Source organism: Stutzerimonas sp. NM35, from assembly GCF_054604355.1.
The window spans coordinates 3200147-3224923 of sequence record NZ_CM137728.1; the positions used below are offsets into that span (position 1 = coordinate 3200147).

The following is a 24777-nucleotide window of genomic DNA, read 5'->3' on the forward strand; positions in this document are numbered from 1 at the left end:
AGCATCGGCCTGCCTCGCCGGGCCGATAAAGCGTGACCGCCCTACGGCCAGGTTTCTGCAGGCACAAAAAAAGGCGCTGCCGGGCAAACCTGCAGCGCCTTTCTCATTTCGACGATATCAAGCCTGGATCGAACCCTTGAGCTTGTTCATCGCATTCTTTTCCAGCTGGCGAATGCGCTCGGCAGAGACGCTGTACTTGGCCGCCAGGTCATGCAGGGTGGCCTTCTCTTCGCTCAGCCAGCGCTGTTGCAGGATATCGCGGCTGCGCTCGTCCAGCGTTTCCAGCGCCTCGTGCAGACTGGAATTGGAACTGTCGCTCCAGTCGGCATCCTCCAGTTGGCGAGCCGGATCGTAGCGGTGATCCTCGAGATAATGCGCTGGCGACTGGTAGGCGCTGTCGTCGTCGGCATCGGCCGCCGGATCGAACGCCATGTCATGACCGGTCAGCCGGCTTTCCATCTCGCGCACTTCGCGCGCCTCGACACCGAGGCTGTCGGCTACGCGCTCGACTTCCTCGTTGTTCAGCCAGGCCAGGCGCTTCTTCTGGCTGCGCAGATTGAAGAACAGCTTGCGCTGCGCCTTGGTGGTGGCGACCTTGACGATGCGCCAGTTGCGCAGGATGAACTCGTGAATCTCGGCCTTGATCCAGTGCACCGCGAAGGACACCAGGCGCACACCCATTTCCGGGTTGAAGCGCTTGACCGCCTTCATCAGGCCGACGTTGCCTTCCTGGATCAGGTCGGCCTGGGCCAGACCGTAGCCCGAATAGCTGCGAGCGATATGGACGACGAATCGCAGGTGGGCAAGAACCATCTGGCGAGCGGCTTCGAGATCCTGTTGATAGAACAGGCGTCCGGCCAGATCGCGTTCCTGCTCGACCGTCAGCAGCGGAATGCTGTTGACCGTCTGCACATAGGCTTCGAGATTGCCTCCCGGAACCAGCGCCTGAACAGGTTGCAGAGTAGATGTCATGCAGATCCTCCGATAGTGAAGCTGCAGCAGTTTAACATTGCCCGATAAGACTGCAAGCCCGTGTAAAAGTTCACTTACAGGGCAGCAAAGTCTTTATATAACAGTCACTTATCAGCGCGGAGCCAGTTCATTCAGATGCCGTGCCACCGCCAGCCAGGCACCGATATAGCCCAGCAGCAGCGCACCAAGCACCAGTGACAGAGCATCCTCGGTGGGCACGCCGGCCAGCCCGAAATCACTGCCGTAGAGCCCCGCCAGATCCATCACCGCCTCGTTCAGCCAGCCCAGCCCATAGGCCAGCAGCAGCCAGGCGATCAATCCCGCGCCCAGGCCATAGAGTGCCCCCATGTAGAGAAACGGACGACGCACGTAGCCATCGGTGCCGCCGACCAGCTTGACCACCTCGATCTCGGTGCGCCGATTCTCGATGTGCAGGCGGATGGTGTTGCCGATCACCAGCAGCAGGGTGGCGATCAGCAGCAGCGTCAGGCCGAAGACGAAGCGGTCGCCCAGCTGGAGAATCGCCGCCAGCCGTTCGACCCAGAGCAGATCGAGCTGGGCCTGCTCGACGCCGGGCAGTTCGGCCAGGCGCTGGCGCAGCGCTTCCAGCTTGGCCTTGTCGACTTCATTGGGCGTGACCACGACGACACCGGGCAGCGGGTTGTCCGGCAGCTCGCGCAACGCCTCGCCCAGGCCCGACAGCTGCTGGAATTCCTCCAGCGCCTGCTCGCGACTGATCCATTCGGCATCGGCGACATCCGGCATTTGCAGAATCTGCTCGCGCAGCGCCTGGCCGGCGGCGGCATCGGTCTCCAGCTGCATGTACAGGGAAATCTGCGCCGCGCGCTGCCAGGAACCGCCCAGGCGCTCGACGTTATCCAACAGCAGCGCCAGACCCATGGGCAGACTCAGCGCGACGGCCATCACCAGGCAGGTGAAGAAGCTGCCGATCGGCTGCTTGACCAGCCGCCCGACGCTGTCTACCAGACTCGCGCGATGGCTTTCCAGCCAGGCATGGAACAGGGTCTTGAAGTCCGGCTCGTCGGGATTGTGCTGCGGCGCTTTCTTTACCGTGCCGCCCACGCGCTCGGCGGTACTCGGGTTGGATTTGCGTTCGGCGCTCATCGGGCGGCCTCCCCGTCGCCGATCAGGCGGCCACGCTGCAGGGTGAGCATGCGATGGCGCATGCGGGCGATCAGCGCCAGGTCGTGACTGGCGATCAGCACCGTGGTGCCGAGGCGGTTGATGTCCTCGAACACGCCCATGATCTCCGCCGCCAGGCGCGGGTCGAGGTTGCCGGTGGGTTCGTCGGCCAGCAACAGCGCCGGACGATGCACCACGGCGCGGGCGATGCCGACACGCTGTTGCTGCCCGGTGGACAGGTCCGAGGGATATTGCAGCGCTTTGTCCTTGAGGCTGACGCGCTCCAGCGCGGTCATCACCCGCTGGCCGATCTCGCGCTTGTTCAGGCCGAGGATCTGCAGTGGCAAGGCGGCATTGTCGAACACCGTACGGTCGAACAGCAGCTGGTGGTTCTGGAACACCACGCCGATCTGCCGACGCAGGAAGGGAATCTGCGCATTGCTGATGCGCGACAGGTCCTGCCCGGCCAACAGCAGCTTGCCGCTGGTGGGTCGCTCCATCGCCAGCAGCAGACGCAAAAGTGTGCTCTTGCCAGCGCCGGAATGGCCGGTGACGAACAGGAACTCGCCACGCTGCACCTGGAAGGACAGTTCATGCAGTCCGACATGACCGTTGGAGTAGCGCTTGCCGACCTGGTCGAAACGAATCATGACGGGGGATTACCTGCACTCGCTCCTTTCTCGGCGAACAGCGCGCTGACGAAGGCGTCGGCCTCGAAGGCGCGCAGGTCATCGATGCCCTCGCCCACGCCGATATAGCGGATCGGCGTGCCGAACTGCTTGGCCAGGGCGAAGATCACCCCACCCTTGGCGGTGCCGTCGAGCTTGGTCAGCACCAGCCCGGAGAGTTCCACCGCCTGGTTGAACTGCCTGGTCTGGTTGATGGCGTTCTGGCCGGTGCCGGCGTCGAGCACCAGCAGCACTTCGTGCGGGGCCGTCTCGTCCAGCTTGCCCATAACCCGGCGGACCTTCTTCAGCTCCTCCATCAGGTTGTCCTTGGTGTGCAGGCGACCGGCGGTATCGGCGATCAGCACGTCGATGCCACGCGCCTTGGCGGCCTGCACGGCATCGAAGATCACCGAGGCGGAATCGGCGCCGGTGTGCTGGGCGATCACCGCGATGTTGTTGCGCTCGCCCCAGACCTGCAGCTGCTCCACGGCAGCGGCACGGAAGGTGTCGCCAGCGGCGAGCATGACCTTCTTGCCTTCGAGTTGCAGCTTCTTGGCCAGCTTGCCGATGGTGGTGGTCTTGCCGACGCCATTGACGCCGACCACCAGGATCACGAACGGCTGCTTGCCGGAGTCGATCCGCAGCGGCTGCTCGACCGGTTTGAGCAGGCTGGCCAGTTCTTCCTGCAGCGCCTTGTACAGCGCACCGCTGTCAGCCAGTTCCTTGCGGGACACACGGCGAGTCAGGCTCTGCATGATCGCCGTGGTGGCCTCGACGCCAACGTCGGCGGTCAGCAGGCGCGTCTCCAGCTCGTCCAGCAGGTCATCGTCGATGGCTTTCTTGCCCATGAACAGGCTGGCCATGCCCTCGCCGATGCTGGCGCTGGTTTTCGACAGGCCCTGCTTGAGGCGAGCGAAAAAACCCAGCTTGGTCGGTGCTTCTGCTGCGGCGGGAGGGGGCGTCGGTTCGACGACTTCCGCGAGTACCGGGGCTTGCGGCACATCCTCAGGCTCGTCGATTGGTGCTACCGGCTCAGGGTCCGGCTGAGGCACTACTTCCGGTTCAATTTCCGGCTCAGCGGTGGGCTCGGGCTGCTCAAGCTCGGCCTCGGCCAGTTGCTCCCTGCCCTGCTCATCGGGCTCATCTGCAAATGGCTGGCTGTCTTCCAGCGGCTCGGATGGCGGCGGCTCAGCTGCGGGTGCCTGCGGCTTCTTGCGCAGCCAGCCGAACAGGCCTTTCTTCTCGCCAGCCTCGGCTGGCGTCTTCTTATCGTCGTTGGAACCAAACATGGAGAAGATTTTCTCAAGAGGGCGAAACGCCAGCAGCCACGCCGCCAGCCAGACGGGGCTATCCTAGCACCGCGCAACCGACTGCGCTAAGTGCGGCTGTAGGACCGAACCTGTTCGGCCACGGACGTAAAGGCCGAAGAAATTCGGCCCTACGGTCGTCATGGCCACGACGATGCGCGAACACCTGGGGGTTGCGCTCCCGTCACATACCGATGCAGATCGATTCACGCGCCACTTTGCCCCGATCACGACGCCCCAGTACCATGCCTCGCGTGTTCCCGCCAGCCAACGCCTCTCGGTGGGATTCATTTCAGAACGAGCCTTTCACTATGCCCCCGATGCTACGTCACGCCGCCGCTCTGCTCTTCGCCACACTCTATCTGCCGCTGGTAACCGCCGCCGACGCCCAGCCAACCCATGAGTTCTTTCTGGACAACGGCCTCAAGGTGATCGTCCGCGAAGATCATCGCGCTCCAGTGGTCGTCTCCCAGCTCTGGTACAAGGTCGGCTCCAGCTACGAAACGCCCGGCCAGACCGGCCTTTCCCATGCGCTCGAACACATGATGTTCAAGGGCAGCCGCACGCTCGGCGCCGGTGAGGCCTCGCGCATCCTGCGCGAACTCGGCGCCGAGGAAAATGCCTTCACCAGCGACGACTACACCGCCTATTACCAGGTGCTGGCGCGTGATCGCCTGGCAGTGGCCTTCGAGCTGGAAGCCGACCGTCTGGCCAGCCTCAAGCTGCCCGCCGACGAATTCGCCCGTGAAATCGAGGTGATCAAGGAAGAGCGCCGCCTGCGTACCGATGACAGGCCCAGCTCGCTGGCCTACGAACGCTTCAAGGCAATGGCCTACCCCGCCAGCGGCTATCACACCCCGACCATTGGCTGGATGGACGATCTCGACCGCATGACCATCGAGGAGCTGCGCGCCTGGTACGAAGCCTGGTACGCACCCAACAACGCCACCCTGGTGGTGGTCGGCGACGTGAAACTTGATGAGGTGCGCACGCTGGCCGAGCGCTATTTCGGCCCGATCGAGAAGCGCCCGATTCCCAGCGCCAAACGCCCGCTGGAGCTGGACGAACCCGGCGAACGCCGTCTGACCCTGCACCTCAACACCCAGGTGCCGAGCCTGATGATGGCCTTCAACACGGCCAGTCTGGCGACCGAGATCGACAATCCGCGACAGATCCATGCGCTGCGTCTGATCACCGCACTGCTCGACGGCGGCTACAGCGCGCGCCTGCCGCAGCAACTGGAGCGCGGCGAGGAACTGGTGAGCAGTGCCTCGGCCTGGTACAACGCCCACGCGCGCGGCGACAGCCTGTTCGTCCTCAGCGCCGCGCCCAATACGCAGGAGGGCCGCACCCTCGAAGAAGTCGAGGCGGGCCTCTGGAGGCAACTGGAACAGCTCAAGCAGACGCCGCCTTCGCCCGAGGAACTCGAGCGCGTCCGTGCCCAGGTCATCGCCGGCCTGGTCTACGAGCGCGACTCCATCACCCAGCAGGCCACCACCATCGGCATGCTGGAAACCGTGGGCCTGTCCTGGCGCCTGATGGACGAGGAACTCGCCGCGCTGGAAGCCGTGACGCCGGAAGACATCCAGCAGGCCGCCCGCACCTATTTCACCCGCTCGCGCCTGAGCGTTGCCCATGTTCTGCCCGAGGAGTCCGGTGATGAGTGATCGCACCTTTATGCGCAGCGGCCTGTTCAGCCTGCTCCTGCTCGCACCCCTCGCCCTGACCGCCTGCGACAACAAAGCCGGCGATACGGCTGCCATCATCCCGCCGGCGCAGAACGTTGCGACACCGGGCGAATCCGGCCAGGCCATAGCCCGTGTCAAGCAGGATCAGCCGCGCCTGCAATCGCTGGCCGAGCTGGACGACCAGCCCCTGCCACGCCGCAAGCTGGATATCCACAGCTGGCAGACCGAAGGCGGCGCCAGGGTGCTGTTCGTCGAAGCCCACGAATTGCCGATGTTCGACCTGCGCCTGACCTTCGCCGCCGGCAGCAGCCAGGACGGCGACAGGCCCGGCCTGGCGATGCTGACCAACGCCATGCTCAACGAAGGCATCGAAGGCCGGGACGTCACCGCCATCGCCGAAGGCTTCGAGGGCCTGGGCGCCGACTTCGGCAATGGCTCCTACCGCGACATGGCCATCGCCAGCCTGCGCAGCCTGAGCGCAGCGGACAAGCGCGAGCCGGCGCTGCAGCTGTTCAGCCAGGTAGTCGGCCAGCCGAGCTTTCCCGAGGACTCGCTGCAACGCATCAAGAACCAGGTGCTCACCGGTTTCGAGTTCCAGAAACAGAACCCCGGCAAGCTGGCCAGCCTGAAGCTGTTCGAGCAGCTGTACCAGGACCACCCCTATGCGCGCCCCAGCGAGGGCACGCCCACATCCATCCCGGCCATCGATATCGAGCAACTGCGCGACTTCCATTCCAGGGCCTATACCGCCGGCAACGTGGTGATCGCCCTGGTCGGTGATCTCAGCCGTGCCGAGGCCGAGGCGATTGCCGATCAGGTGTCCGCCGCCCTGCCGCAGGGTTCTGCGATGCCTGCACCGGCAGCCCCGACCAAGCCGCCAGCCACTCACGAACACCTCGACTATCCGTCCAACCAGACCCACCTGCTGCTGGCGCAGCTCGGCATCCCCCGAGGCCATCCGGACTACGCCGCACTCTACCTGGGCAACCAGATCCTCGGCGGCGGCGGTTTCGGCACCCGGCTGATGGAAGAGGTACGGGAAAAGCGCGGGCTGACCTACGGCGTCTATTCCGGTTTCAGCCCCATGCAGACCAACGGCCCCTTCATGATCAACCTGCAGACCCGAGCCGACATGAGCGACGCCACCCTGCAACTGGTGCAGCAACTGGTGGGGAACTTCCTCGAAGAAGGTCCGACCCAGGCCGAGCTGGAGCGCAGCAAGCGCCAGACCGCCGGCAGCTTCCCGCTGTCCACTGCAAGCAATGCCGACATTGTCGGTCAGCTTGGCAGCATCGGTTTCTACAATTTGCCACTGAGCTATCTGGAAGACTTCATGCAACAGGTCCAGGCGCTGTCGGTCGAAGACGTCAGAGCGGCGATGAGCAGGCACCTGAAGGCGGACGATTTCGTCATCGTCACTGCCGGCCCGCAAGTCGAGCAGAAACCATTGCCGCCACCGAGCGACAAACCCCTCGAACAACCCAGCAGTGTCCCGGAGCATTGATGGCCAACCCACCCATTCGCCCCTCCGCCCACGGCGGCCAGGGTCAATTGCGCATCATCGGTGGCGAGTGGCGCAGCCGGCGCTTCGCCTTTCCCGACGCCGAAGGCCTGCGCCCGACGCCGGATCGCGTGCGCGAAACGCTGTTCAACTGGCTCGCACCCTATATGTCCGGGGCGCGCGTGCTGGACGCCTTCACCGGCAGCGGCGCGCTCTATCTGGAAGCGCTGTCGCGCGGCGCCAGCATGGCGCTGGCGCTGGACCTGAACGCCAATGCCATCGCCAGCCTGCGCAAGCATCTGGACACGCTCAAGTGCGGCCAGGGCCAGTTGCTGCAAAGCGACGCCCTGCGCTACCTGGATACCCAGACACCGACGCCCTTCGACCTGGTGTTTCTCGACCCGCCGTTCAACAAGAACCTGCTGCAACCGGCCTGCGAGCTGCTGGAAAGCAAGGGCTGGCTGGCCGACAACGCCTGGATCTATACCGAAAGCGAAGCCGTGCCATCGAGCCTCGGCCTGCCCGGCAACTGGCGGCTGCACCGGGAAAAGAAGGCTGGCAACGTCCACTATGCGCTGTGGGAGCGCAGCGCCTGAGCGCTGCGCGCGCTCTTGCAAGCTAGTTGTAGGTCGGATTAGCCGAAGGCGTAATCCGACGATGCAGTGCGACCATCCATGCCTGAGCGCTCAACATTTAACGCGCCTGACCGCTCGCTTGACGGGTCGGTGAAGCGTGACCCGATCTACCCGATGCGACGAACCGCCTGTGGAAGCGGCCTTGGCCGCGAATGGAACCACGCCGATGTACGGGAAGCGCTTCGCGGACAAGTCCGCTCCCACAAAAGCAGGATTGACCCAACAACACGTACCGGGAACATCGGCTAATCACAAGGCTATTCGGTCAGACAATACGCCCGGCACGGCGATGACCTTGGCAGAGGCACCAGTGAGCGCGAACAATGCCGATCACGCCTTCACCGGAATGTCGCCATGCCCGCCCCTGTCGCACAGCTGGACCAGACCAACCCCGAGATCGAACGCCTGCAGTCGCTGCTCGCTCGGCAGCGCCGCGCCTTCCAGATCGCTCCCTATCCGGACGCGGCGGCTCGCCTGCAATGGCTCGACGCCCTGCATCAGCTGCTCGCCAGTAATCAACAGGCGATCGTCGAGGCGATCAGCGCGGATTTCGGCAATCGCTCGGCGGACGAAACCCGGTTGGCGGAACTCATGCCCAGCCTGCACGGCATCCACTACGCCAGGCGCCGCCTGCGCAAATGGATGAAGCCCTCGCGGCGCAGCGTCGGGCTGGCCTTCCAGCCGGCCAGCGCGCGCGTGCTGTACCAGCCGCTGGGCGTGGTCGGGATCATCGTGCCCTGGAACTACCCGCTCTATCTCGCCATCGGCCCGCTGATCGGCGCGCTGGCGGCGGGCAACCGGGTGATGCTGAAAATGAGCGAATCGACGCCTGCCACCGGACAGTTGCTGAAGGATCTGCTGGCGCAGGTATTCGCCGAGGACCAGGTGGCCGTGGTGCTCGGCGAAGCAGACGTGGGCATCGCCTTCTCGCGGCTACCCTTCGATCACCTGCTGTTCACCGGTAGCACCAGCATCGGCCGCCAGGTGATGCGCGCCGCGGCGGACAACCTGACGCCGGTGACGCTGGAGCTGGGCGGCAAGTCGCCGGCCATCGTCTCGGCCAGCGTGCCGCTCGACGATGCCGCCGAACGCATCGCCTTCGGCAAGACGCTCAACGCCGGGCAGACCTGCGTGGCGCCCGACTACGTGCTGGTGCCGAAGGATCGTCTGGAAGGCTTCGTCGAGGCCTATCGCCAGGTCATCCAGCGTTTTTATCCGCGACTGGCCGACAACCCGGACTACACTTCGATCATCAACCCGCGCCAGCAGGCCCGCCTGCAGGACTATCTGGACGATGCCCAGGCCAGAGGCGCGCGCCTGCTGCCGCTGTTCGAGCAGGGCCAGGGCCGGCGCATGCCGCACCACCTGCTGCTGGATGTGAGCGACGAGATGCGGGTGATGCAGGACGAGATCTTCGGCCCGCTGCTGCCCGTCGTGCCCTATGACGACCTGGAACAGGCGCTGGCCTACGTCAACGCCCGTCCGCGACCGCTGGCGCTCTACTATTTCGGCTACGACAAGGCCGAGCAGCAGGCCGTGCTGGAGCGCACCCACTCCGGTGGCGTCTGCCTCAACGACACCCTGCTGCACGTCGCCCAGGACGACCTGCCCTTCGGCGGCGTCGGCCCCTCCGGCATGGGGCATTACCACGGCCACGAGGGTTTCCTGACCTTCAGCAAGGCCAAGGGCGTGTTCGTCAAGCAGCGTTTCAATGCCTCACGACTGGTCTACCCGCCCTATGGCAAGACGCTGCAGAAGCTGGTCTACAGGCTTTTCGTACGCTGAGGGCAAGCCCTGGCCCTGCTCAGGCTCGGCCCGTTCGGCAATGCGGCGTGGCACACCGTCCGGCTTGCCAGTCAACTGGCCGGGCGGATGAACCGAGCAGGCCATGCTTTGATACTTTACGCTGCCAACACCGAGCCGCTACCATCCACCCCCCACGCATGCGTCAGGACGCCGCGATGAACCGAGTGCTGTATCCGGGAACCTTCGATCCGATCACCATGGGTCACACCGACCTGATCGAACGCGCTTCGCGCCTGTTCGACGAAGTGATCATCGCGATTGCTGCCAGCCCGCACAAAAACCCCCTGCTTCCGCTTGAACAGCGTGTCGCACTGGCGGAGGAAGTGACGGCGCATTTGCCCAACGTCAAGGTGCTGGGCTTTTCCACACTGCTGGCGCATTTCGTCGCCGAGCAGAAGGCCAATGTCCTGCTGCGCGGGTTGCGCGCGGTGTCGGACTTCGAGTACGAATTTCAGCTGGCCAACATGAACCGTCAGCTGGCGCCGGACGTGGAAAGCCTTTTCCTCACCCCGTCGGAGAAGTTCTCCTACATTTCCTCGACCCTGGTGCGCGAAATCGCCCGGCTCGATGGTGATGTCTCCAAGTTCGTTCACCCTTCGGTCGTGAAGGCGCTGGCGGAGCGTTACGCCGGCAAGTGAACCGTGCCGACATCAACCGCAGCGTGCGCCGAGCGGGCCGATGCGGCAAAATTGGCGCGTCGTTCTTAGAGTGCTGCGGTCCGCGCCGCCGCTGGAGTTAACCGATGTCCCTGATAATCACCGATGACTGCATCAACTGCGACGTGTGCGAGCCCGAGTGCCCGAACAGCGCCATTTCCCAGGGCGAGGAAATCTACGTCATCGACCCCAACCTCTGTACCGAATGCGTCGGTCACTATGACGAGCCCCAGTGCCAGCAGGTTTGCCCGGTGGATTGCATTCCGCTCGATGTGACCAATGTCGAGAGCAAGGATGAGCTGATGCAGAAGTACCTGATCATCACCGGAAAGGCCTGAGTCGCTCCCGCCGTTTCGGCCTGGAGCGCCTGACAGGGCATTCCAGGTCGCGTCAGATCCCCAGAATCAGCGACTCCTCCTGTTCGTCTTCATTTCTCAGCAAACGTGCCAGTTCCGCTCCTTCGCCCAGCAGCAACGCATTGCGCAGGCTCTGGATGATGCGGCTGGCATAGCCCAGGTCGTTCATCAGTGAGCTGGTCTGCAGGCCGTCGAGCTGCTTGTTGCGCACCGCCATGAAGAGGCGCTTGCGGAATTCACCATCGAAATCGGCGGCGCAGTCATCCAGCCATTGCAGGCGTTCGCGCCATAGGGTTTCGGGCAGTTCAGCGCGATGCAGGGCGCGCAACTCACGCAAGGTTTCCAGCAGGTGGCGACGCAACTCGACGTAGCTCTTGCGCACCACCGATTCGTCCTGGCGCAGGTAGTGACCGAGGTTCTTCTGCAGGTGCTTGGCGTCCTTGACCGCATCCACCAGCTGCAGCGAAACGACCTGGCAATTCATCCAGAACGTCTGGTGCGCCTCGTCCTGCGGCAGGTGCATGCGCCCCATGAAGCTCAACAGGTCGCTGTACACACCCTTGATGTGATGCTGGTAGAGCACGTCGGCATCCAGCGCATGGGCATCCGGCGGAGCCTGCAGCAAGTGCTCGTCAACAGGCACCTGCCCCAGCTGTTCCACCGGCAGATAGAGTGCATGACAGATCACCTCCATGCTCAGGCGCCCCATGTGCCGCAACTCACGCGTCACCGCACTGGCGGCGGCATCCACCGAGTCCAGCGCCTCTTCTTCGAGGTAACGGGCACGCGTCGTCGACAGCTCCTGCCGCTCCTGGGGGACAACCAGTTCGGCGATCAGGACCTGCGGCTCCTCCGCTTCGGGCAGCCAACGCACCAGGAGATCGGCCAGGCGATCCTGCCAGAACCAGAACAGCAACACGCCAAGCACGTTGAACAGAGTATGGAACAGAGCCAGTTGCAGCAGACTGTTGTCGCCCAGCCCCACCAGGCCGCTCACCCACAGCACCAGCCAGCTCAGCGGCTGTAGCAGAATGAAGGTCACCAGGGCGGTACCCAGGTTGAACAGCACATGCACCAGCGCCAGGCGCTGACCACTGCGATTGCCGCCCAGCGCACCCACCAGGCCGGTAGTCACGGCGCTGCCGATGTTGGCGCCGATAGCGATGGCCAGGCTCTGCGCCAGATCCACCTGACCACTGGCCAGGGCCGCCAGCGTCAGCATCAGGGTGGCGTGGCTGGACTGCAGCACCATGGTCAGCACAGTGCCCACGGCCAGGAACAGCAATTGTCCGCTCAGCCCATCGGCCCGGTATTCGGTCAGATCCATGCCCGCGCCGAAGGCGTCAAAGCCCTCCTTGATCCCGTCGATACCCAGGAAGATAAAGGCGATGCCCAGCACGATGCGCCCGGCGGCCTTGCTCTTGGGTCCGTTGAAGCCAGCCAGCACGCCGAACACCAGCAGCGGCAGGGCCAATGGACTGAGGCTGATGTTCTGTCCGGCCAGGGCCAGCAGCCAGATACCGAAGCTGGCCCCCAGATTGGCGCCGAACAGAATGGCAATGCCGCCCGCCAGCTGGATCAGCCCGGTACTGATAAAGGCAATGGTCAGCAGCGAAACCAGCGTGGTGGACTGCAGCAACATGGTGCCGCCGATACCGAACAGCAGCGCCTTGCCCGCTGTCGAGGTGCTACGCCCCAGCAGTTCCTCCAGCTTGCCGCCGGCGAGCTCGCGCAAGCCCTCTTCCAGGCACTGCATGCCGAACAGGAACAGCGCCAGACCGGCACAGAGCTGCAACCAGCCCTCGCTGGACCAGAATGACCAGGAAAGGACCAGCAGCCCAAGAATGGGTAATGAGAGTTTGAGAAATCGACTGGACACGGCTTTCCGGCTTCGCTCGCAGAATAAGGCGACGAAGCCTACGCCAAGCGCACAAGAGCCGGAAGCCCCTGCGCCTCCGACCTTTGTGGGGCGCTCGGATCAGTCCTGGCGGTTGTAGCCGACGCGGGTGCAGCCCAGGCAGCGGGCGAAGGCAGCGGCGCCAGGCTCGACCACCAGAGCCTGGCCGGTTTCCTTGATGCCGCCGCCCATGGCGGAAAACGGCAGACTGACGACGAACACCCCGGCACCGATGGCGGTTGCAGCAATCAGCAAGGGCCGCGCGATCAGCAGGTCAGCGACGATGGAAAAAGCCTTGGGCGCCTCGACGGTATACATGGGGTCGCCGCTGGCATTCTGTTGCGTCGACTGAGCATGAGCCGGCATCGCCAGCAGGCCAGTGGTCAGGGCCAGGACAACGGCAGTGGAGCGAAACAGTTTCATGGTGTGATCCTTCAGCTGGGCGAAACAGGGCGGTGTTGCTCGCCGGTCACTATAGCAGTGCCTGTCGTACACTGATCGTGAACGCCGTCAATGCCTGTGGTTGTTGATCCAGGTCGCACTCAGCGCTGACAGCGAAGGCAGTGGACGCTGGCACGCTGACCCAGGCGGATTTCGCGCAGGGTCGAACCACAGGTCTTGCAGAACTCACCGCCGCGCCCGTAGACGAACAGCTCCTGCTGGAAGTAGCCCGGTTTGCCGTCGCCGCCGACGAAATCGCGCAGCGTGGTGCCGCCTCGCTCGATGGCACACGCGAGGATACGTCGGATTTCCTGCGCCAGTTTCAGATAGCGCGCCCGCGACACCGTACCGGCGGCGCGACGCGGGTCGATACCGGCGGCGAACAGCGCCTCGCTGGCGTAGATATTGCCGACCCCGACCACCACGGCGTTGTCCATGATGAACGGCTTGATCGCCATGCTGCGCCCGCGCGACATGCGGAACAGTCGATCGCCGTCGAACTCGTCACCGAGCGGCTCCGGCCCGAGGCTGGCGAGCAGCGCATGGCTGAGTGGATCGGCGCTCCACAGCAGCGCGCCGAAACGCCGCGGATCGGTATAGCGCAGCGCCATGCCCGACTCCAGCACGATATCGACATGCTCGTGCTTGAGCGGCGGCAGTTCGGCATCCACCAGACGCAGACTGCCGGACATGCCCAGATGGGCGATCAGCGTACCCGCCTCGGCCCTGATCAGCAGGTACTTGGCACGCCGCTCCACCGCCTCGATACGCTGGCCGGACAGGCGCACGTCGAGATCCTCCGGGATCGGCCAGCGCAGGCGCCGCTCGCGCACGATCACACGACTGACGCGCTGGCCGACAAGATGCGGTTCGATACCGCGACGAGTGGTTTCGACTTCGGGAAGTTCGGGCATGGCAAAACGGGACAGGGCGAAATTGGAGAATCCTAGCATGGGCGCAAGCATCGAGCTGCCGTGTCCTGTTCTACCCGACGCTCTGCTGCCTGCATGGATGTGCGAACTTTCCCTGCAGCGCGGGTCCCATTTTCACATGGCCCGCATTCAGTGGGTCCCAACCAACGGAGGCATGCTATGACTCAAGCTCTCACTGGCAAGCGTGTGGCGATCCTGCTGACCGATGGCTTCGAGCAGGTGGAGATGACCGGCCCGCGCGAGGCCCTGGAAAAGGTCGGTGCCAGGATCGAACTCGTCTCGGCCAAACCAGGCAAGGTGCGCGGCTGGAATCACACCACGCCGGCTGATGAATTCCCCATCGACGCTACCTTCGACAGCATCCGCATGGAGGACTATGACGCCCTGCTGCTGCCCGGCGGCGTGGTCAACTCCGACACCATCCGCACCGACGAGATGGCTCAGGAACTGGTGCGCGACGCCGCGCGCGCGAACAAGACCATCGCCGTGATCTGCCACGGAGGCTGGCTGCTGGTCTCGGCCGAGCTGGTCAAGGGCAAGCGCATGACCAGTTGGCCCTCGCTGGCCGACGACCTGAAAAACGCCGGTGCCGAATGGGTCGACGAACAGGTGGTGATCGACGGCCACCTGATCAGCAGCCGCAAGCCCGATGACATTCCCGCGTTCAGCGAGGCGTTGATCAAGGCGCTGTCGGCCTGACGGCTGCAAGCTGCAAGCTGCAAGCTGCAAGCTCGGGATGCATGCTTTTCCTTGCACGTTGAGGCTTGCGGCTTGCAGCTCCTATACAATGCCCGCCCCTCATCCGGAGCGCCCCTCATGACCCTGCCCAGCCTGCGCCTAAAAGCCAACGCCGACCGCCGCCTGCGGGCCGGCCATCTGTGGGTCTACAGCAACGAAGTGGACACCGCCGCCACGCCGCTGAGCGGCTTTGCCGCCGGCGATCAGGCCATCCTCGAAGCCGCCGGCGGCAAGCCGCTGGGCATCGTCGGGGTGTCGCCAAACAACCTGATCTGCGCGCGCCTGCTGTCGCGCGACCTCAAGCACAGCCTGGACAAATCCTTGCTGGTGCATCGCATCCAGGTCGCGCTGTCGCTGCGCGAGCGCCTGTTCGAGCAGCCCTGCTACCGCCTGATCTACGGCGATTCCGACCTGCTGCCGGGCCTGGTGGTGGACCGCTTCCACGATCATCTGGTGGTGCAGTTGGCTTCGGCGACCATGGAGCGCAACCGGGATGCCGTGCTCGAAGCCCTGGTGCAGGTGCTCAAGCCGCGTGGCGTGCTGTGGAAGAACGACTCCAGCGCGCGCGATGCCGAGGGCCTGGAGCGCTATGTCGACACCGCCTTCGGCGTGGTGCCCGAGTGGGTCGCGCTGGAGGAGAACGGGGTGAAATTCGAAGCGCCGGTACTGCAAGGCCAGAAGACTGGCTGGTTCTACGACCACCGCATGAATCGCGCGCGCCTGGCGCCCTACGTCAAGGGCAAGCGGGTGCTGGATCTGTTCAGCTACATCGGCGGCTGGGGCGTGCAGGCAGCCGTGTTCGGCGCCAGCGAAGTCTTCTGCGTCGATGCCTCGGCCTTCGCCCTCGATGGCGTCGAGCGCAATGCCGCGCTCAATGGCGTGGCCGAGAAGATGACCTGCGTCGAGGGCGATGCCTTCGAGGCCATGAAGGAGCTGAAGAACGCCGAGGAGCGCTTCGACGTGGTCATCACCGACCCGCCGGCCTTCATCAAGCGCAAGAAGGACCTCAAGAACGGCGAGGCCGCCTATCGCCGCCTCAACGAACAGGCCATGCGCCTGCTCGGCAAGGACGGCATTCTGGTCAGCGCCTCCTGCTCCATGCACCTGCCCGAGGACGATCTGCAGAACATCCTGCTCGGCAGCGCCCGTCACCTGGGCCGCAACATCCAGCTGCTCGAACGCGGCGGCCAGGGTCCTGATCATCCGGTGCACCCGGCGATCCCGGAGACGCGCTACATCAAGAGCATCACCTGCCGGATCTTGCCCAACAGCTGACGGCACAAGCCGCCAGCAATGAATGCGAACGACGGCACCCCGTGGGAGCGACTTCATAGCCAAGGGCTTCTTGGCTGAAGCCCCGGTGCAGCATCACACTTCGCAGGAGCGAGCCATGCTCGCGAAGGCAACCGCGCCGACACCTGAGCCGGGTTTCGCGGGCATGGCCCGCTTCCACGAAGATCACGCGCGTGCTCGACAATGACCTGCTCATGCCGACCATCAGCCTTCCCCGACCTCGCCAGCCCGCGTAGAATCGGAGCATTCCTCGCCAGCACCCCGGCGGGCCCGTGAGCCGGGCCGCACGAGCGATACCCGCCTCGTTCAAGCCCCCTGCGCCTGCACAGCCACCTGCCGTTGCACACGGCACAGATGACGCTCACCATAAGCACCATTCGATCAGCCGTTCAGTCGCAGGATTCCGTCATGCCCGATTACCGCTCGAAAACCTCCACCCACGGTCGCAACATGGCCGGCGCTCGCGCCCTGTGGCGTGCCACCGGGATGAAGGACGAAGACTTCAAGAAGCCGATCATCGCCATCGCCAACTCCTTCACCCAGTTCGTGCCTGGCCACGTGCACCTCAAGGACATGGGCCAGCTGGTCGCTCGCGAGATCGAAAAGCATGGCGGCGTAGCCAAGGAGTTCAACACCATCGCCGTCGACGACGGTATCGCCATGGGCCACGACGGCATGCTCTATTCGCTGCCGAGTCGCGAGATCATCGCCGACTCGGTGGAATACATGGTCAACGCCCACTGCGCCGACGCCATCGTCTGTATCAGCAACTGCGACAAGATCACCCCCGGCATGCTGATGGCCGCCCTGCGCCTGAACATCCCGGTGGTGTTCGTCTCCGGCGGCCCGATGGAAGCCGGCAAGACCAAGCTGGCCTCCCACGGCCTGGACCTGGTGGATGCCATGGTGGTCGCCGCCGACGACTCCTGCTCGGACGAGAAGGTCGCCGAGTACGAGCGCAGCGCCTGCCCCACCTGCGGCAGCTGCTCGGGCATGTTCACTGCCAACTCGATGAACTGCCTGACCGAAGCCCTGGGCCTGTCCCTGCCGGGCAACGGCACCATGCTGGCTACCCACGCCGACCGCGAGCAGCTGTTCCTGCGTGCCGGTCGTGTCGCCGTCGAGCTGTGCAAGCGCTACTACGCTGAAGGCGATGAGTCGGTATTGCCGCGCAACATCGCCAGCATCAAGGCGTTCGAGAATGCCATGACCCTGGACATCGCCATGGGCGGTTCGACCAACACCATCCTGCACCTGCTGGCCGCGGCCCAGGAAGGCGAGGTGGACTTCGACCTGCGCGCCATCGATGCGCTGTCGCGCAAGGTGCCGCAGCTGTGCAAGGTGGCGCCGAACATCCAGAAGTACCACATGGAAGATGTGCACCGCGCCGGCGGCATCTTCTCGATCCTCGGCGAACTGGCCCGTGGCGGACTGCTGCACACCGACGTCTCCACCGTCCACAGCCGGACCATGGCTGAAGGCATCGCCCAGTGGGACATCACCCAGACCGAGGACGAGGCCGTACACACCTTCTTCAAGGCCGGCCCGGCAGGCATTCCGACACAGACCGCATTCAGTCAGGCGACCCGCTGGGACAGCCTCGACGCCGACCGCGAAAACGGCTGCATCCGCTCGGTCGAACACGCCTATTCCCAGGAAGGCGGCCTGGCCGTGCTCTATGGCAACATCGCCCTGGACGGCTGCGTGGTGAAGACCGCCGGCGTCGATGAATCCATCCACGTCTTCGAGGGCACCGCGAAGATCTACGAAAGCCAGGACAGCGCCGTGAAGGGCATCCTCGCCGACGAGGTGAAGCCCGGCGACATCGTCATCATCCGCTACGAAGGCCCGAAAGGCGGTCCGGGCATGCAGGAAATGCTCTATCCGACCAGCTACCTGAAGTCCAAGGGACTGGGGGCCGAATGCGCGCTGCTCACCGACGGTCGCTTCTCCGGCGGCACCTCGGGCCTGTCCATCGGCCACGCCTCGCCGGAAGCCGCCGCCGGCGGCGCCATCGGCCTGGTGCGCGACGGCGACAAGGTGCTGATCGACATCCCCAACCGCAGCATCCAGCTGCAGGTCAGCGATGAAGACCTGTCCCACCGCCGGATCGAGCAGGACAAGCTCGGCTGGAAGCCGGCACAGCCACGCACACGCAAGGTCTCGACCGCGCTCAAGGCCTACGCCCTGCTGGCCACCAGCGCCGACAAGGGCGCGGTGCGCAACAAGGCGCTGCTGGACGGTTGAGTTACCCGCGCTAAAACAGAGCCCGGCATCTGCCGGGCTTTTTGTTTCCAGCTCGGTTTCGCTCCCAGAGGCCAGCGAACCGAATCGGCTCTATCGCCTCCTTGCCTGTCCACAAAATCTGCTTTCGACAAAATTTTCCCTGCCCGTCTTCCTCCCGGAACAGCTGTTCAAATCAGCTTTTTCTTCCTCACCATTCGTCGAACATGAAAAACGGCAGCCAGCGAACACCTCGTAGATAGACGTAATTACGCTCTATGTTTCGATCTTTGACGCTAATGGCAGCTATTTCTCGACAAATAAAAATGTATACAAATGACTGGCAAATGCAGTGACTTTTTGTCTACATTGACCGACACAAGAACAACAGCGAGAACTCACCATGACAGTCTCATCCGTAAGCACCCCTTCGGAGAAGCGTCCAGAGGACGAGAACCTCGGCGTCGGCGCCAACCTGGCCTATGGCCTGCAACACGTCCTGACCATGTACGGAGGCATCGTCGCGGTGCCGCTGATCGTCGGTCAGGCCGCCGGTCTCTCGGCAGCCGAAATTGGCCTGCTGATTGCCGCCTCGCTGTTCGCCGGCGGCGCGGCCACCCTGCTGCAAACGATCGGCCTGCCGTTCTTCGGCTGCCAGCTGCCGCTGGTACAGGGCGTATCCTTCGCCGGCGTGGCGACGATGATCGCCATCATCGGCAACGACGGCTCCGGAGGGCTTCCGGTGGTATTCGGCGCGGTGATCGCCGCCTCGCTGATCGGCCTGCTGATCACACCGGTGTTCTCACGTATCACCAAGTTCTTTCCGCCACTGGTGACCGGCATCGTCATCACCACCATCGGCCTGACCCTGATGCCTGTCGCGGCACGCTGGGCCATGGGCGGCAACAGCCAGGCCGCGGACTTCGGCAGCATGGCCAATATCGGCCTGGCGGGCTTCACCCTGGCGTGCGTGCTGCTGCTGAGCAAACTCGGCAGCGCCACCATTTCCCGGCTGTCGATCCTCCTGGCGATGGTGATCGGCACCGTGGCCGCAGTGTTCTTCGGCATGGCCGACTTCTCCGGTGTACTGGACGGCCCGGTGGTGGCCATGCCCTCGCCGCTGCATTTTGGCGCGCCGGTATTCCAGTTCGCGGCGATCCTGTCGATGCTGATCGTGGTCATCGTCACGCTGGTGGAAACCTCCGCCGATATCCTCGCCGTCGGTGAAATCATCGATACCAAGGTCGACTCCAAGCGACTGGGCGATGGCCTGCGGGCGGACATGATTTCCAGCAGCCTGGCGCCGATCTTCGGCTCCTTCACCCAGAGCGCCTTCGCCCAGAACGTGGGGCTGGTGGCCGTTACCGGCATCAAGAGCCGTTACGTGGTGGCCAGCGCCGGCCTGATTCTGGTGACACTCGGCCTGCTGCCGGTGATGGGTCGCCTGGTTGCCGCGGTGCCCACCGCAGTGCTGGGTGGCGCGGGCATCGTGCTGTTCGGTACCGTGGCCGCCGCGGGTATCCGTACCCTGGCGCAGGTCGAATACCGCAACAACATGAATCTGATCATCGTCGCCACCTCGATCGGCTTCGGCATGATCCCGATCGCCGCGCCGAGCTTCTACCACCACTTCCCGGCCTGGTTCGAGACCATCTTCCACTCGGGCATCAGCTCGGCGGCGATCATGGCCATCCTGCTGAACCTGCTGTTCAACCACCTGACCGCCGGCAACTCCGACCAGCAGTCGGTATTCGTTGCCGCCAGCGAGCGTACCCTGCGCTACCAGGACGTCGCCGCACTGCATGATGGCGACCACTTCCGCAACGGCAAGCTGTATGACGCCGATGGCAACGAGGTTCCAGTAATCAGCCCCGAGGACCACAGCGCGCCCTCACAGGAACCGCACGCCAAGGTGGCGACGGCCGTCCCGAGCAGCGGATAAGGGCGCTACACGAAAGCCCGTTTGAAGACGATGCCCGCCCACCCAGGCGGGCATCGTCTTATGCAGAACACGGTGTTGACGCTGTTGCGCCAAGCGCTAGTCTTCCAATACCTCGCGCAACTCCTCCCTGGCTTCGGCCAGTTTGCGCTCGCGCTTTTCGATCTGCTTCGGATCGCCCTCACGCAACGCCTCCTGCAGCTCGGCTTCACGCTCGCGGATTTCCTCTCGCGCCTCGTCGATCTCTTCCTGCCGTTCGGCCTGCAGCCCTGCGTCGGTACAGTGTGCCCGGACCTTGCCCAACGCGGTTTCCAAACCCTCGATACGTCCGGTGTTGCCCTGCTCGCGGGCATGCTCCAGTTGGCGGAGGATATCCGCTTCCTTGCTGGCACAGCTTTCCTGGGCGTGGGCCAGGCCGGTGACGAGCGACAGCAAGGTCATTGCGACGACGGTTTTCATTCGGGGCACTCCTCGATTGGGTTTCGCTGATTGTAGATGCCGCGGGTTGCGCAACGGGTGGCTGGAAGGCACTGACACTGTCCGTCGCGCATCCCGGCCAGTAGAATCGCGCTCTTTTCGCCTGAAGGCCGGCCATGAGTTCTCCCGACAATCACACCGCCCACGAAACACCCGATGAACTGGTCTACGGGCTCAACGACCGCCCCCGGCCCTGGGTCGCCTTTCTCGCCGCACTGCAGCACCTGCTGGCGATCATCGTGCCGATCGTCACGCCGGGTCTGTTGATCTGCCAGGCCATCGGCGTGTCGCCACGCGACACCAATATCATCGTGTCCATGTCGCTGGTGATTTCCGGCATCGCCACCTTCGTCCAGTGCAAGCGCTTCGGTCCGTTCGGCGCGGGACTGCTGATCGTCCAGGGCACCAGCTTCAATTTCGTCGGACCGCTGATCGCCGGTGGCGTGCTGATGGTCCAGCAGGGCACGCCGGTCGAGGCGGTGATGGCGGCGATCTTCGGCGTGGTGATCGCCGGCTCTTTCATCGAGATGGGCGTGTCGCGCGTCCTGCCGTTCGTCAAACGCCTGATCACCCCGCTGGTGACCGGCATCGTGGTGCTGATGATCGGCCTGACGCTGATCAAGGTCGGCCTGATCAGCATGGGCGGCGGTTACGCGGCCATGGGCGACGGCACCTTCGCCAACGGCGAGAACCTGTTGCTGTCCGGCGTGGTGCTGGGCGCCATCGTCATCCTCAACCGCCTGCCGGTGGTGTGGATGCGCAGCTGCGCCATCATCATCGCCCTGACCATCGGCTATGCGCTGGCCGCCTATCTGGGCCGCCTGGATTTCACCGGCATGCGCGAGGCCAACCTGTTCGAAGTGCCGATGCCGCTGCACTTCGGCCTGGGCTTCTCCTGGAGCCTGTTCATCCCCATGGTGGTGATCTATCTGGTGACCTCGCTGGAGGCCATCGGCGACGTCACCGCCACCAGCAAGATTTCCCGCGAGCCGGTGGAAGGCCCGCTGTGGATGCAGCGGATCAAGGGCGGCGTGCTGGTCAACGGCGCCAACTCGCTGCTGGCCGGCTTCTTCAACACCTTCCCCAGCTCGGTGTTCGCGCAGAACAACGGCATCATCCAGCTCACCGGCATCGCCAGCCGCTACGTGGGTCTGTGGATCGCCGCCCTGCTGGTCATTCTCGGCCTGTTTCCGGCGGTGGCCGGCGTGCTGCAGGCGGTGCCCGAGCCGGTGCTCGGCGGCGCGGCACTGGTGATGTTCGGCGCGGTGGCCGCAGCGGGCATCAACATCCTCGCCGGCATCCAGCTGGATCGCCGCGCGCTGCTGATCATCTCGGTATCGCTGGCGCTCGGCCTGGGCTTTTCGCAGGTACCGGAATTTCTCGCGCACATGCCAGCCGGCCTGCGCAGCGTGCTGGAATCGGGCGTAGCCACCGGCGGCATCTGCGCGCTGGTGATGAACTGGTTCCTGCCGGAGTCGCCCGCCGCCCACCCGGAACCGTGACCGAAAGCCCGATCAGCGCTGCCGAGACGCCGCAAACACGGCGCCCGGCCTGGGGTCGAATGGCCTGTCCAGCCCACTCGACCCAGAGGCGTGAACCCGCATGCGCATCGGTTTGATCTCCGACACCCACGGTCTGCTCCGTCCCGAGGCGCTGGCCGCCCTGCGTGGCTGCTCACGGATCATCCATGCCGGCGACATCGGCAAGGCGGCGGTACTCGACGGCCTGCGCGCGCTCGCACCGCTGGATGTCATCCGTGGCAATATCGACACGACCGACTGGGCGCTGGCACTGCCCGAGCGGCTGGACCTGCATATCGGCGGCCTCAGCCTGCATGTATTGCACGACCTCAAGCAGCTGGATTTCGATCCGGTCGCAGCCGGCATCGATGTGATGGTGAGCGGCCATTCGCACCAGCCGAAGATCGAACGCTGCGGCGGCGTGCTCTACGTCAATCCCGGCAGCGCCGGCCCGCGACGCTTCAAGCTGCCGATCAGCCTGGCATTGCTGCGACTGGAAAACGGCACCGCGCAGGCCGAGCTGGTCAACCTGGGTTGACCGGCTGCTGGCGCGACGGCATTCAGCCCCGTTCCCAGGTCTCGAAACGATAGGCCGGCACTTCGCCTTCGGCCTGATGCGCCAGGCTTTCGCGGCAGCGCCACTGCGTCTCGTCGAACGCGGGGAAGAAGGCGTCGCCCTGCGGGCTGGCGGCGATGCGCGTCAGATACAGGCGCCGGGCGCGCTCCAGCGCCTGGCCATAGAGCTGCGCACCACCGATCAGCATGATCTCGTCCACGCCCTGCTCGCGCGCCCAGCGTTCGGCGCGCAGCAAGGCATCATCCAGGCTGGAGAAGGTTTCCGCGCCTTCGAGCCGCAGATCGGGCTGGCGGCTGACCACCAGATTCAAGCGGCCCGGCAGCGGTCGTCCGAGCGAATCCCAGGTCTTGCGGCCCATGATGATCGGCTTGCCGAGCGTCATCGCCTTGAAGTGCCTGAGATCCGCCGGCAGGTGCCAGGGCATTTTGTTGTCGAGCCCGATGACGTGGTTTTCCGCCAGGGCGGCGATCATCGCGAGGGGAAGGGAGGTCTGATTCATGGCCGCGAGGATAACAGAGGGCCGGACGGGCAGTCAGCGGCGTCTTTTCCGCATTGGCGCGGCAGCAGGTATTCTCAGCACTGCTTTCACGACCGGGATAACGTGTGACCGCCCAATCCTCAGCAACGCTTACATTCCTCGACCGCCTCTGGCTGAGCGAAGCCGTGCGCCTGCGCGAAGAGCATGCCGGACCGCTGGACGACGACGAGGCCAATCGCCGGGCGCGCGCCGAGGGCGGCGAGCTGCACCAGCTGATCGAACGCCGCGCACTCTGGCTGGCGCGCCGCGATGGCTTGATCGAAGCGCTGCAACACTGGCGTCAGGGCGCGCGGCTGGCGGCGCTGGCGCTGCTGCTGTTGGCCCTGTTCAGCGGCGCAGGGCTGGCCTGGGCGGCGCTGGGCGACGGTATGCGCCCGGTGAATGTGTTCTGGGCGCTGGGCAGCCTGCTCGGGCTGAACCTGCTGATGCTGCTGGGCTGGCTGCTGGGCTTTTTCTTCGCCGGCGACAGCGGCGGCGCGCTGGGGCGGCTCTGGCTGTGGCTCAGCGAAAAACTCGCCCGCGATGCGCGCGCCGTGCAACTGGCGCCGGCGCTGCTGGCGGTGCTGCAGCAGCGCCGGCTCGGTCGCTGGCTGCTCGGGCTGGGCGTGCACGGCCTGTGGTCGCTGGCGATGCTCAGCGCCCTGCTGACGCTGCTGGCCTTGCTGGCCACCCGGCGCTACGGCTTCGTCTGGGAAACCACCATTCTCGGCGAAGGCGCCTTTATCGGACTGACCCAGGCCCTCGGCGCGCTGCCCGCCTGGCTCGGCTTCAGCATGCCGGACATCGAACAGATTCGCGCCAGCGGAACCCTCACCCACGACTTCGACAGCGCCCGCCAGAGCTGGGCCGGCTGGCTGGTGGGCGTGGTGCTGATCTACGGGCTGCTGCCGCGCCTGCTGCTGACGCTGTTCTGTCTGTGGCGCTGGCGCAGCGGGCGCGCGGCGCTGCGTCTGGATCTGCAACTGCCCGCCTACCGCCTGCTGCGCGAACGCCTGCAACCGGCCAGCGAACGCCTCGGCATTCAGGATGCGGCACCTGCGCATCTGCACAATCCCGGCAACGGTATTCAGCTGGAGGGTGGCGAAGGCGCGGTGCTGGTCGCCATCGAACTGGAGCCGGACCGCGACTGGCCGCCGCCGCTGCCCGCTGGCATCGCCAATGCCGGCGTGCTGGATGATCGCGAGCAGCGCAAGCGCCTGCTGGAACAGCTCACCCATGGCCCGGCCAGACGCCTGCTGATCGCCTGCGATCCACGCCGCTCGCCGGATCGCGGCACCCTGGCGCTGATCGGCGAGCTGTCCCGCTGCGCCGGCGAAACTCGGGTCTGGCTGTTGCCGGCACCAGCGGGCGAGGCACTGGACGACGACCGCCTGCGGGACTGGCAGCAGGCGCTGGATAGCCTTGGCCTGACTCATTCCAGCAGCACGCCGCTGACCTGGCTGGAGACGGGCCATGATTGAGCGTGTTCAA

General features: G+C 64.8%; 22 protein-coding genes. 13 read left to right on the plus strand and 9 right to left on the minus strand.

The annotated features are described in order from the left end of the window. Positions 1 to 117: 117 nt before the first annotated feature. The 4 genes from rpoH to ftsY form a co-directional block, all read right to left on the minus strand. Positions 118 to 972, minus strand: coding sequence for an RNA polymerase sigma factor RpoH (rpoH, locus tag ACYCFC_RS14795; RefSeq protein ID WP_459652069.1), 855 nt, complete (start codon positions 970 to 972; stop codon positions 118 to 120). A gap of 111 nt (positions 973 to 1083) precedes the next feature. Further along, positions 1084 to 2097 (minus strand): permease-like cell division protein FtsX, encoded by a 1014-nt coding sequence (gene ftsX / locus ACYCFC_RS14800; protein WP_459652070.1) that lies wholly within the window; start codon positions 2095 to 2097, stop codon positions 1084 to 1086. Beyond that, positions 2094 to 2765, minus strand: a complete 672-nt coding sequence (ftsE, locus tag ACYCFC_RS14805) for a cell division ATP-binding protein FtsE (RefSeq protein WP_181082449.1) — start codon at positions 2763 to 2765, stop codon at positions 2094 to 2096. The genes ftsX and ftsE overlap by 4 nt, the downstream gene beginning before the upstream one ends. After that, positions 2762 to 4072, minus strand: coding sequence for a signal recognition particle-docking protein FtsY (gene ftsY / locus ACYCFC_RS14810; RefSeq protein WP_459652071.1), 1311 nt, complete (start codon positions 4070 to 4072; stop codon positions 2762 to 2764). Before ftsY ends, ftsE begins: the two co-directional genes overlap by 4 nt. Before the next feature lie 329 nt (positions 4073 to 4401). On the opposite strand from ftsY, the gene ACYCFC_RS14815 reads away from it, so the two are divergent. The 6 genes from ACYCFC_RS14815 to ACYCFC_RS14840 all read left to right on the plus strand — a co-directional run bounded on the left by ACYCFC_RS14815 (position 4402) and on the right by ACYCFC_RS14840 (position 10714). Next, positions 4402 to 5757 (plus strand): M16 family metallopeptidase, encoded by a 1356-nt coding sequence (locus tag ACYCFC_RS14815; protein ID WP_459652072.1) that lies wholly within the window; start codon positions 4402 to 4404, stop codon positions 5755 to 5757. Continuing rightward, positions 5750 to 7282 carry a M16 family metallopeptidase gene (locus tag ACYCFC_RS14820; RefSeq protein ID WP_459652073.1) on the plus strand — a complete coding sequence of 511 codons (1533 nt, stop codon included), beginning with the start codon at positions 5750 to 5752 and terminating at the stop codon, positions 7280 to 7282. Before ACYCFC_RS14815 ends, ACYCFC_RS14820 begins: the two co-directional genes overlap by 8 nt. Beyond that, positions 7282 to 7875: a 16S rRNA (guanine(966)-N(2))-methyltransferase RsmD gene (gene rsmD / locus ACYCFC_RS14825; protein WP_181082453.1), complete on the plus strand. Its 594-nt coding sequence runs from the start codon at positions 7282 to 7284 to the stop codon at positions 7873 to 7875. Before ACYCFC_RS14820 ends, rsmD begins: the two co-directional genes overlap by 1 nt. Before the next feature lie 393 nt (positions 7876 to 8268). Further along, positions 8269 to 9699 (plus strand): coniferyl aldehyde dehydrogenase, encoded by a 1431-nt coding sequence (locus tag ACYCFC_RS14830; RefSeq protein ID WP_459652074.1) that lies wholly within the window; start codon positions 8269 to 8271, stop codon positions 9697 to 9699. A gap of 176 nt (positions 9700 to 9875) precedes the next feature. After that, positions 9876 to 10358, plus strand: coding sequence for a pantetheine-phosphate adenylyltransferase (gene coaD, locus ACYCFC_RS14835; protein ID WP_459652075.1), 483 nt, complete (start codon positions 9876 to 9878; stop codon positions 10356 to 10358). Positions 10359 to 10462: 104 nt separating this feature from the next. Next, positions 10463 to 10714, plus strand: coding sequence for a YfhL family 4Fe-4S dicluster ferredoxin (locus ACYCFC_RS14840; protein ID WP_181082456.1), 252 nt, complete (start codon positions 10463 to 10465; stop codon positions 10712 to 10714). 52 nt (positions 10715 to 10766) lie between these two features. Here the strand turns inward: ACYCFC_RS14840 and ACYCFC_RS14845 are convergent, their stop codons facing one another. The 3 genes from ACYCFC_RS14845 to mutM all read right to left on the minus strand — a co-directional run bounded on the left by ACYCFC_RS14845 (position 10767) and on the right by mutM (position 13984). After that, positions 10767 to 12611: a Na/Pi symporter gene (locus ACYCFC_RS14845; protein WP_181082457.1), complete on the minus strand. Its 1845-nt coding sequence runs from the start codon at positions 12609 to 12611 to the stop codon at positions 10767 to 10769. Positions 12612 to 12710: 99 nt separating this feature from the next. Beyond that, on the minus strand, positions 12711 to 13052 hold the full coding sequence (locus tag ACYCFC_RS14850) for a multidrug transporter (RefSeq protein WP_181082458.1): 342 nt from the start codon (positions 13050 to 13052) through the stop codon (positions 12711 to 12713). 119 nt (positions 13053 to 13171) lie between these two features. Next, on the minus strand, positions 13172 to 13984 hold the full coding sequence (gene mutM / locus ACYCFC_RS14855) for a bifunctional DNA-formamidopyrimidine glycosylase/DNA-(apurinic or apyrimidinic site) lyase (RefSeq protein ID WP_181082594.1): 813 nt from the start codon (positions 13982 to 13984) through the stop codon (positions 13172 to 13174). 177 nt (positions 13985 to 14161) lie between these two features. Here mutM and ACYCFC_RS14860 point away from each other — a divergent pair, with 177 nt between their 5' ends. From ACYCFC_RS14860 to ACYCFC_RS14875, 4 genes are all read left to right on the plus strand, one after another. Continuing rightward, positions 14162 to 14701 carry a type 1 glutamine amidotransferase domain-containing protein gene (locus ACYCFC_RS14860; RefSeq protein WP_181082459.1) on the plus strand — a complete coding sequence of 180 codons (540 nt, stop codon included), beginning with the start codon at positions 14162 to 14164 and terminating at the stop codon, positions 14699 to 14701. 117 nt (positions 14702 to 14818) lie between these two features. Next, positions 14819 to 16015: a class I SAM-dependent rRNA methyltransferase gene (locus ACYCFC_RS14865; protein WP_459652076.1), complete on the plus strand. Its 1197-nt coding sequence runs from the start codon at positions 14819 to 14821 to the stop codon at positions 16013 to 16015. A 426-nt stretch (positions 16016 to 16441) separates the two neighbouring features. After that, positions 16442 to 18280: a dihydroxy-acid dehydratase gene (gene ilvD / locus ACYCFC_RS14870; RefSeq protein ID WP_181082461.1), complete on the plus strand. Its 1839-nt coding sequence runs from the start codon at positions 16442 to 16444 to the stop codon at positions 18278 to 18280. 379 nt (positions 18281 to 18659) lie between these two features. Further along, positions 18660 to 20198: a nucleobase:cation symporter-2 family protein gene (locus ACYCFC_RS14875; protein ID WP_181082462.1), complete on the plus strand. Its 1539-nt coding sequence runs from the start codon at positions 18660 to 18662 to the stop codon at positions 20196 to 20198. Positions 20199 to 20294: 96 nt separating this feature from the next. Here ACYCFC_RS14875 and ACYCFC_RS14880 read toward each other — a convergent pair whose 3' ends face one another. Beyond that, positions 20295 to 20654 carry a DUF1090 domain-containing protein gene (locus ACYCFC_RS14880; protein WP_459652077.1) on the minus strand — a complete coding sequence of 120 codons (360 nt, stop codon included), beginning with the start codon at positions 20652 to 20654 and terminating at the stop codon, positions 20295 to 20297. 134 nt (positions 20655 to 20788) lie between these two features. Here ACYCFC_RS14880 and ACYCFC_RS14885 point away from each other — a divergent pair, with 134 nt between their 5' ends. Together ACYCFC_RS14885 and ACYCFC_RS14890 are read left to right on the plus strand one after the other, a co-directional pair. After that, positions 20789 to 22174: a uracil-xanthine permease family protein gene (locus ACYCFC_RS14885; protein WP_459652078.1), complete on the plus strand. Its 1386-nt coding sequence runs from the start codon at positions 20789 to 20791 to the stop codon at positions 22172 to 22174. A 100-nt stretch (positions 22175 to 22274) separates the two neighbouring features. Next, positions 22275 to 22730 carry a metallophosphoesterase family protein gene (locus tag ACYCFC_RS14890; RefSeq protein WP_459652079.1) on the plus strand — a complete coding sequence of 152 codons (456 nt, stop codon included), beginning with the start codon at positions 22275 to 22277 and terminating at the stop codon, positions 22728 to 22730. Positions 22731 to 22752: 22 nt separating this feature from the next. Here ACYCFC_RS14890 and ACYCFC_RS14895 read toward each other — a convergent pair whose 3' ends face one another. Then, a complete protein-coding gene (locus ACYCFC_RS14895) occupies positions 22753 to 23268 on the minus strand; it encodes a dihydrofolate reductase (protein ID WP_459652080.1) in 516 nt (171 codons plus the stop codon). Positions 23269 to 23372: 104 nt separating this feature from the next. Between ACYCFC_RS14895 and ACYCFC_RS14900 the strand changes: the two genes are divergently transcribed. After that, entirely contained in the window at positions 23373 to 24767 is a 1395-nt protein-coding gene (locus ACYCFC_RS14900) for a DUF2868 domain-containing protein (protein WP_459652081.1), read from the plus strand. Positions 24768 to 24777: the final 10 nt, after the last annotated feature.

What these genes read in the sequence shown, in the direction of transcription:
- ftsX (WP_459652070.1), bottom strand. Translation starts at nt 2,097, where the DNA reads ATGAGCGCCGAACGCAAATCCAACCCGAGTACCGCCGAGCGCGTGGGC.
- ACYCFC_RS14820 (WP_459652073.1), top strand. Translation starts at nt 5,750, where the DNA reads ATGAGTGATCGCACCTTTATGCGCAGCGGCCTGTTCAGCCTGCTCCTG.
- ftsY (WP_459652071.1), bottom strand. Translation starts at nt 4,072, where the DNA reads ATGTTTGGTTCCAACGACGATAAGAAGACGCCAGCCGAGGCTGGCGAG.
- ACYCFC_RS14860 (WP_181082459.1), top strand. Translation starts at nt 14,162, where the DNA reads ATGACTCAAGCTCTCACTGGCAAGCGTGTGGCGATCCTGCTGACCGAT.
- ACYCFC_RS14895 (WP_459652080.1), bottom strand. Translation starts at nt 23,268, where the DNA reads ATGAATCAGACCTCCCTTCCCCTCGCGATGATCGCCGCCCTGGCGGAA.
- ACYCFC_RS14840 (WP_181082456.1), top strand. Translation starts at nt 10,463, where the DNA reads ATGTCCCTGATAATCACCGATGACTGCATCAACTGCGACGTGTGCGAG.
- ACYCFC_RS14885 (WP_459652078.1), top strand. Translation starts at nt 20,789, where the DNA reads ATGAGTTCTCCCGACAATCACACCGCCCACGAAACACCCGATGAACTG.
- ACYCFC_RS14830 (WP_459652074.1), top strand. Translation starts at nt 8,269, where the DNA reads ATGCCCGCCCCTGTCGCACAGCTGGACCAGACCAACCCCGAGATCGAA.
- coaD (WP_459652075.1), top strand. Translation starts at nt 9,876, where the DNA reads ATGAACCGAGTGCTGTATCCGGGAACCTTCGATCCGATCACCATGGGT.
- mutM (WP_181082594.1), bottom strand. Translation starts at nt 13,984, where the DNA reads ATGCCCGAACTTCCCGAAGTCGAAACCACTCGTCGCGGTATCGAACCG.
- ACYCFC_RS14875 (WP_181082462.1), top strand. Translation starts at nt 18,660, where the DNA reads ATGACAGTCTCATCCGTAAGCACCCCTTCGGAGAAGCGTCCAGAGGAC.
- ACYCFC_RS14850 (WP_181082458.1), bottom strand. Translation starts at nt 13,052, where the DNA reads ATGAAACTGTTTCGCTCCACTGCCGTTGTCCTGGCCCTGACCACTGGC.
- ACYCFC_RS14890 (WP_459652079.1), top strand. Translation starts at nt 22,275, where the DNA reads ATGCGCATCGGTTTGATCTCCGACACCCACGGTCTGCTCCGTCCCGAG.
- ftsE (WP_181082449.1), bottom strand. Translation starts at nt 2,765, where the DNA reads ATGATTCGTTTCGACCAGGTCGGCAAGCGCTACTCCAACGGTCATGTC.
- ACYCFC_RS14815 (WP_459652072.1), top strand. Translation starts at nt 4,402, where the DNA reads ATGCCCCCGATGCTACGTCACGCCGCCGCTCTGCTCTTCGCCACACTC.
- ilvD (WP_181082461.1), top strand. Translation starts at nt 16,442, where the DNA reads ATGCCCGATTACCGCTCGAAAACCTCCACCCACGGTCGCAACATGGCC.
- rsmD (WP_181082453.1), top strand. Translation starts at nt 7,282, where the DNA reads ATGGCCAACCCACCCATTCGCCCCTCCGCCCACGGCGGCCAGGGTCAA.
- rpoH (WP_459652069.1), bottom strand. Translation starts at nt 972, where the DNA reads ATGACATCTACTCTGCAACCTGTTCAGGCGCTGGTTCCGGGAGGCAAT.
- ACYCFC_RS14865 (WP_459652076.1), top strand. Translation starts at nt 14,819, where the DNA reads ATGACCCTGCCCAGCCTGCGCCTAAAAGCCAACGCCGACCGCCGCCTG.
- ACYCFC_RS14880 (WP_459652077.1), bottom strand. Translation starts at nt 20,654, where the DNA reads ATGAAAACCGTCGTCGCAATGACCTTGCTGTCGCTCGTCACCGGCCTG.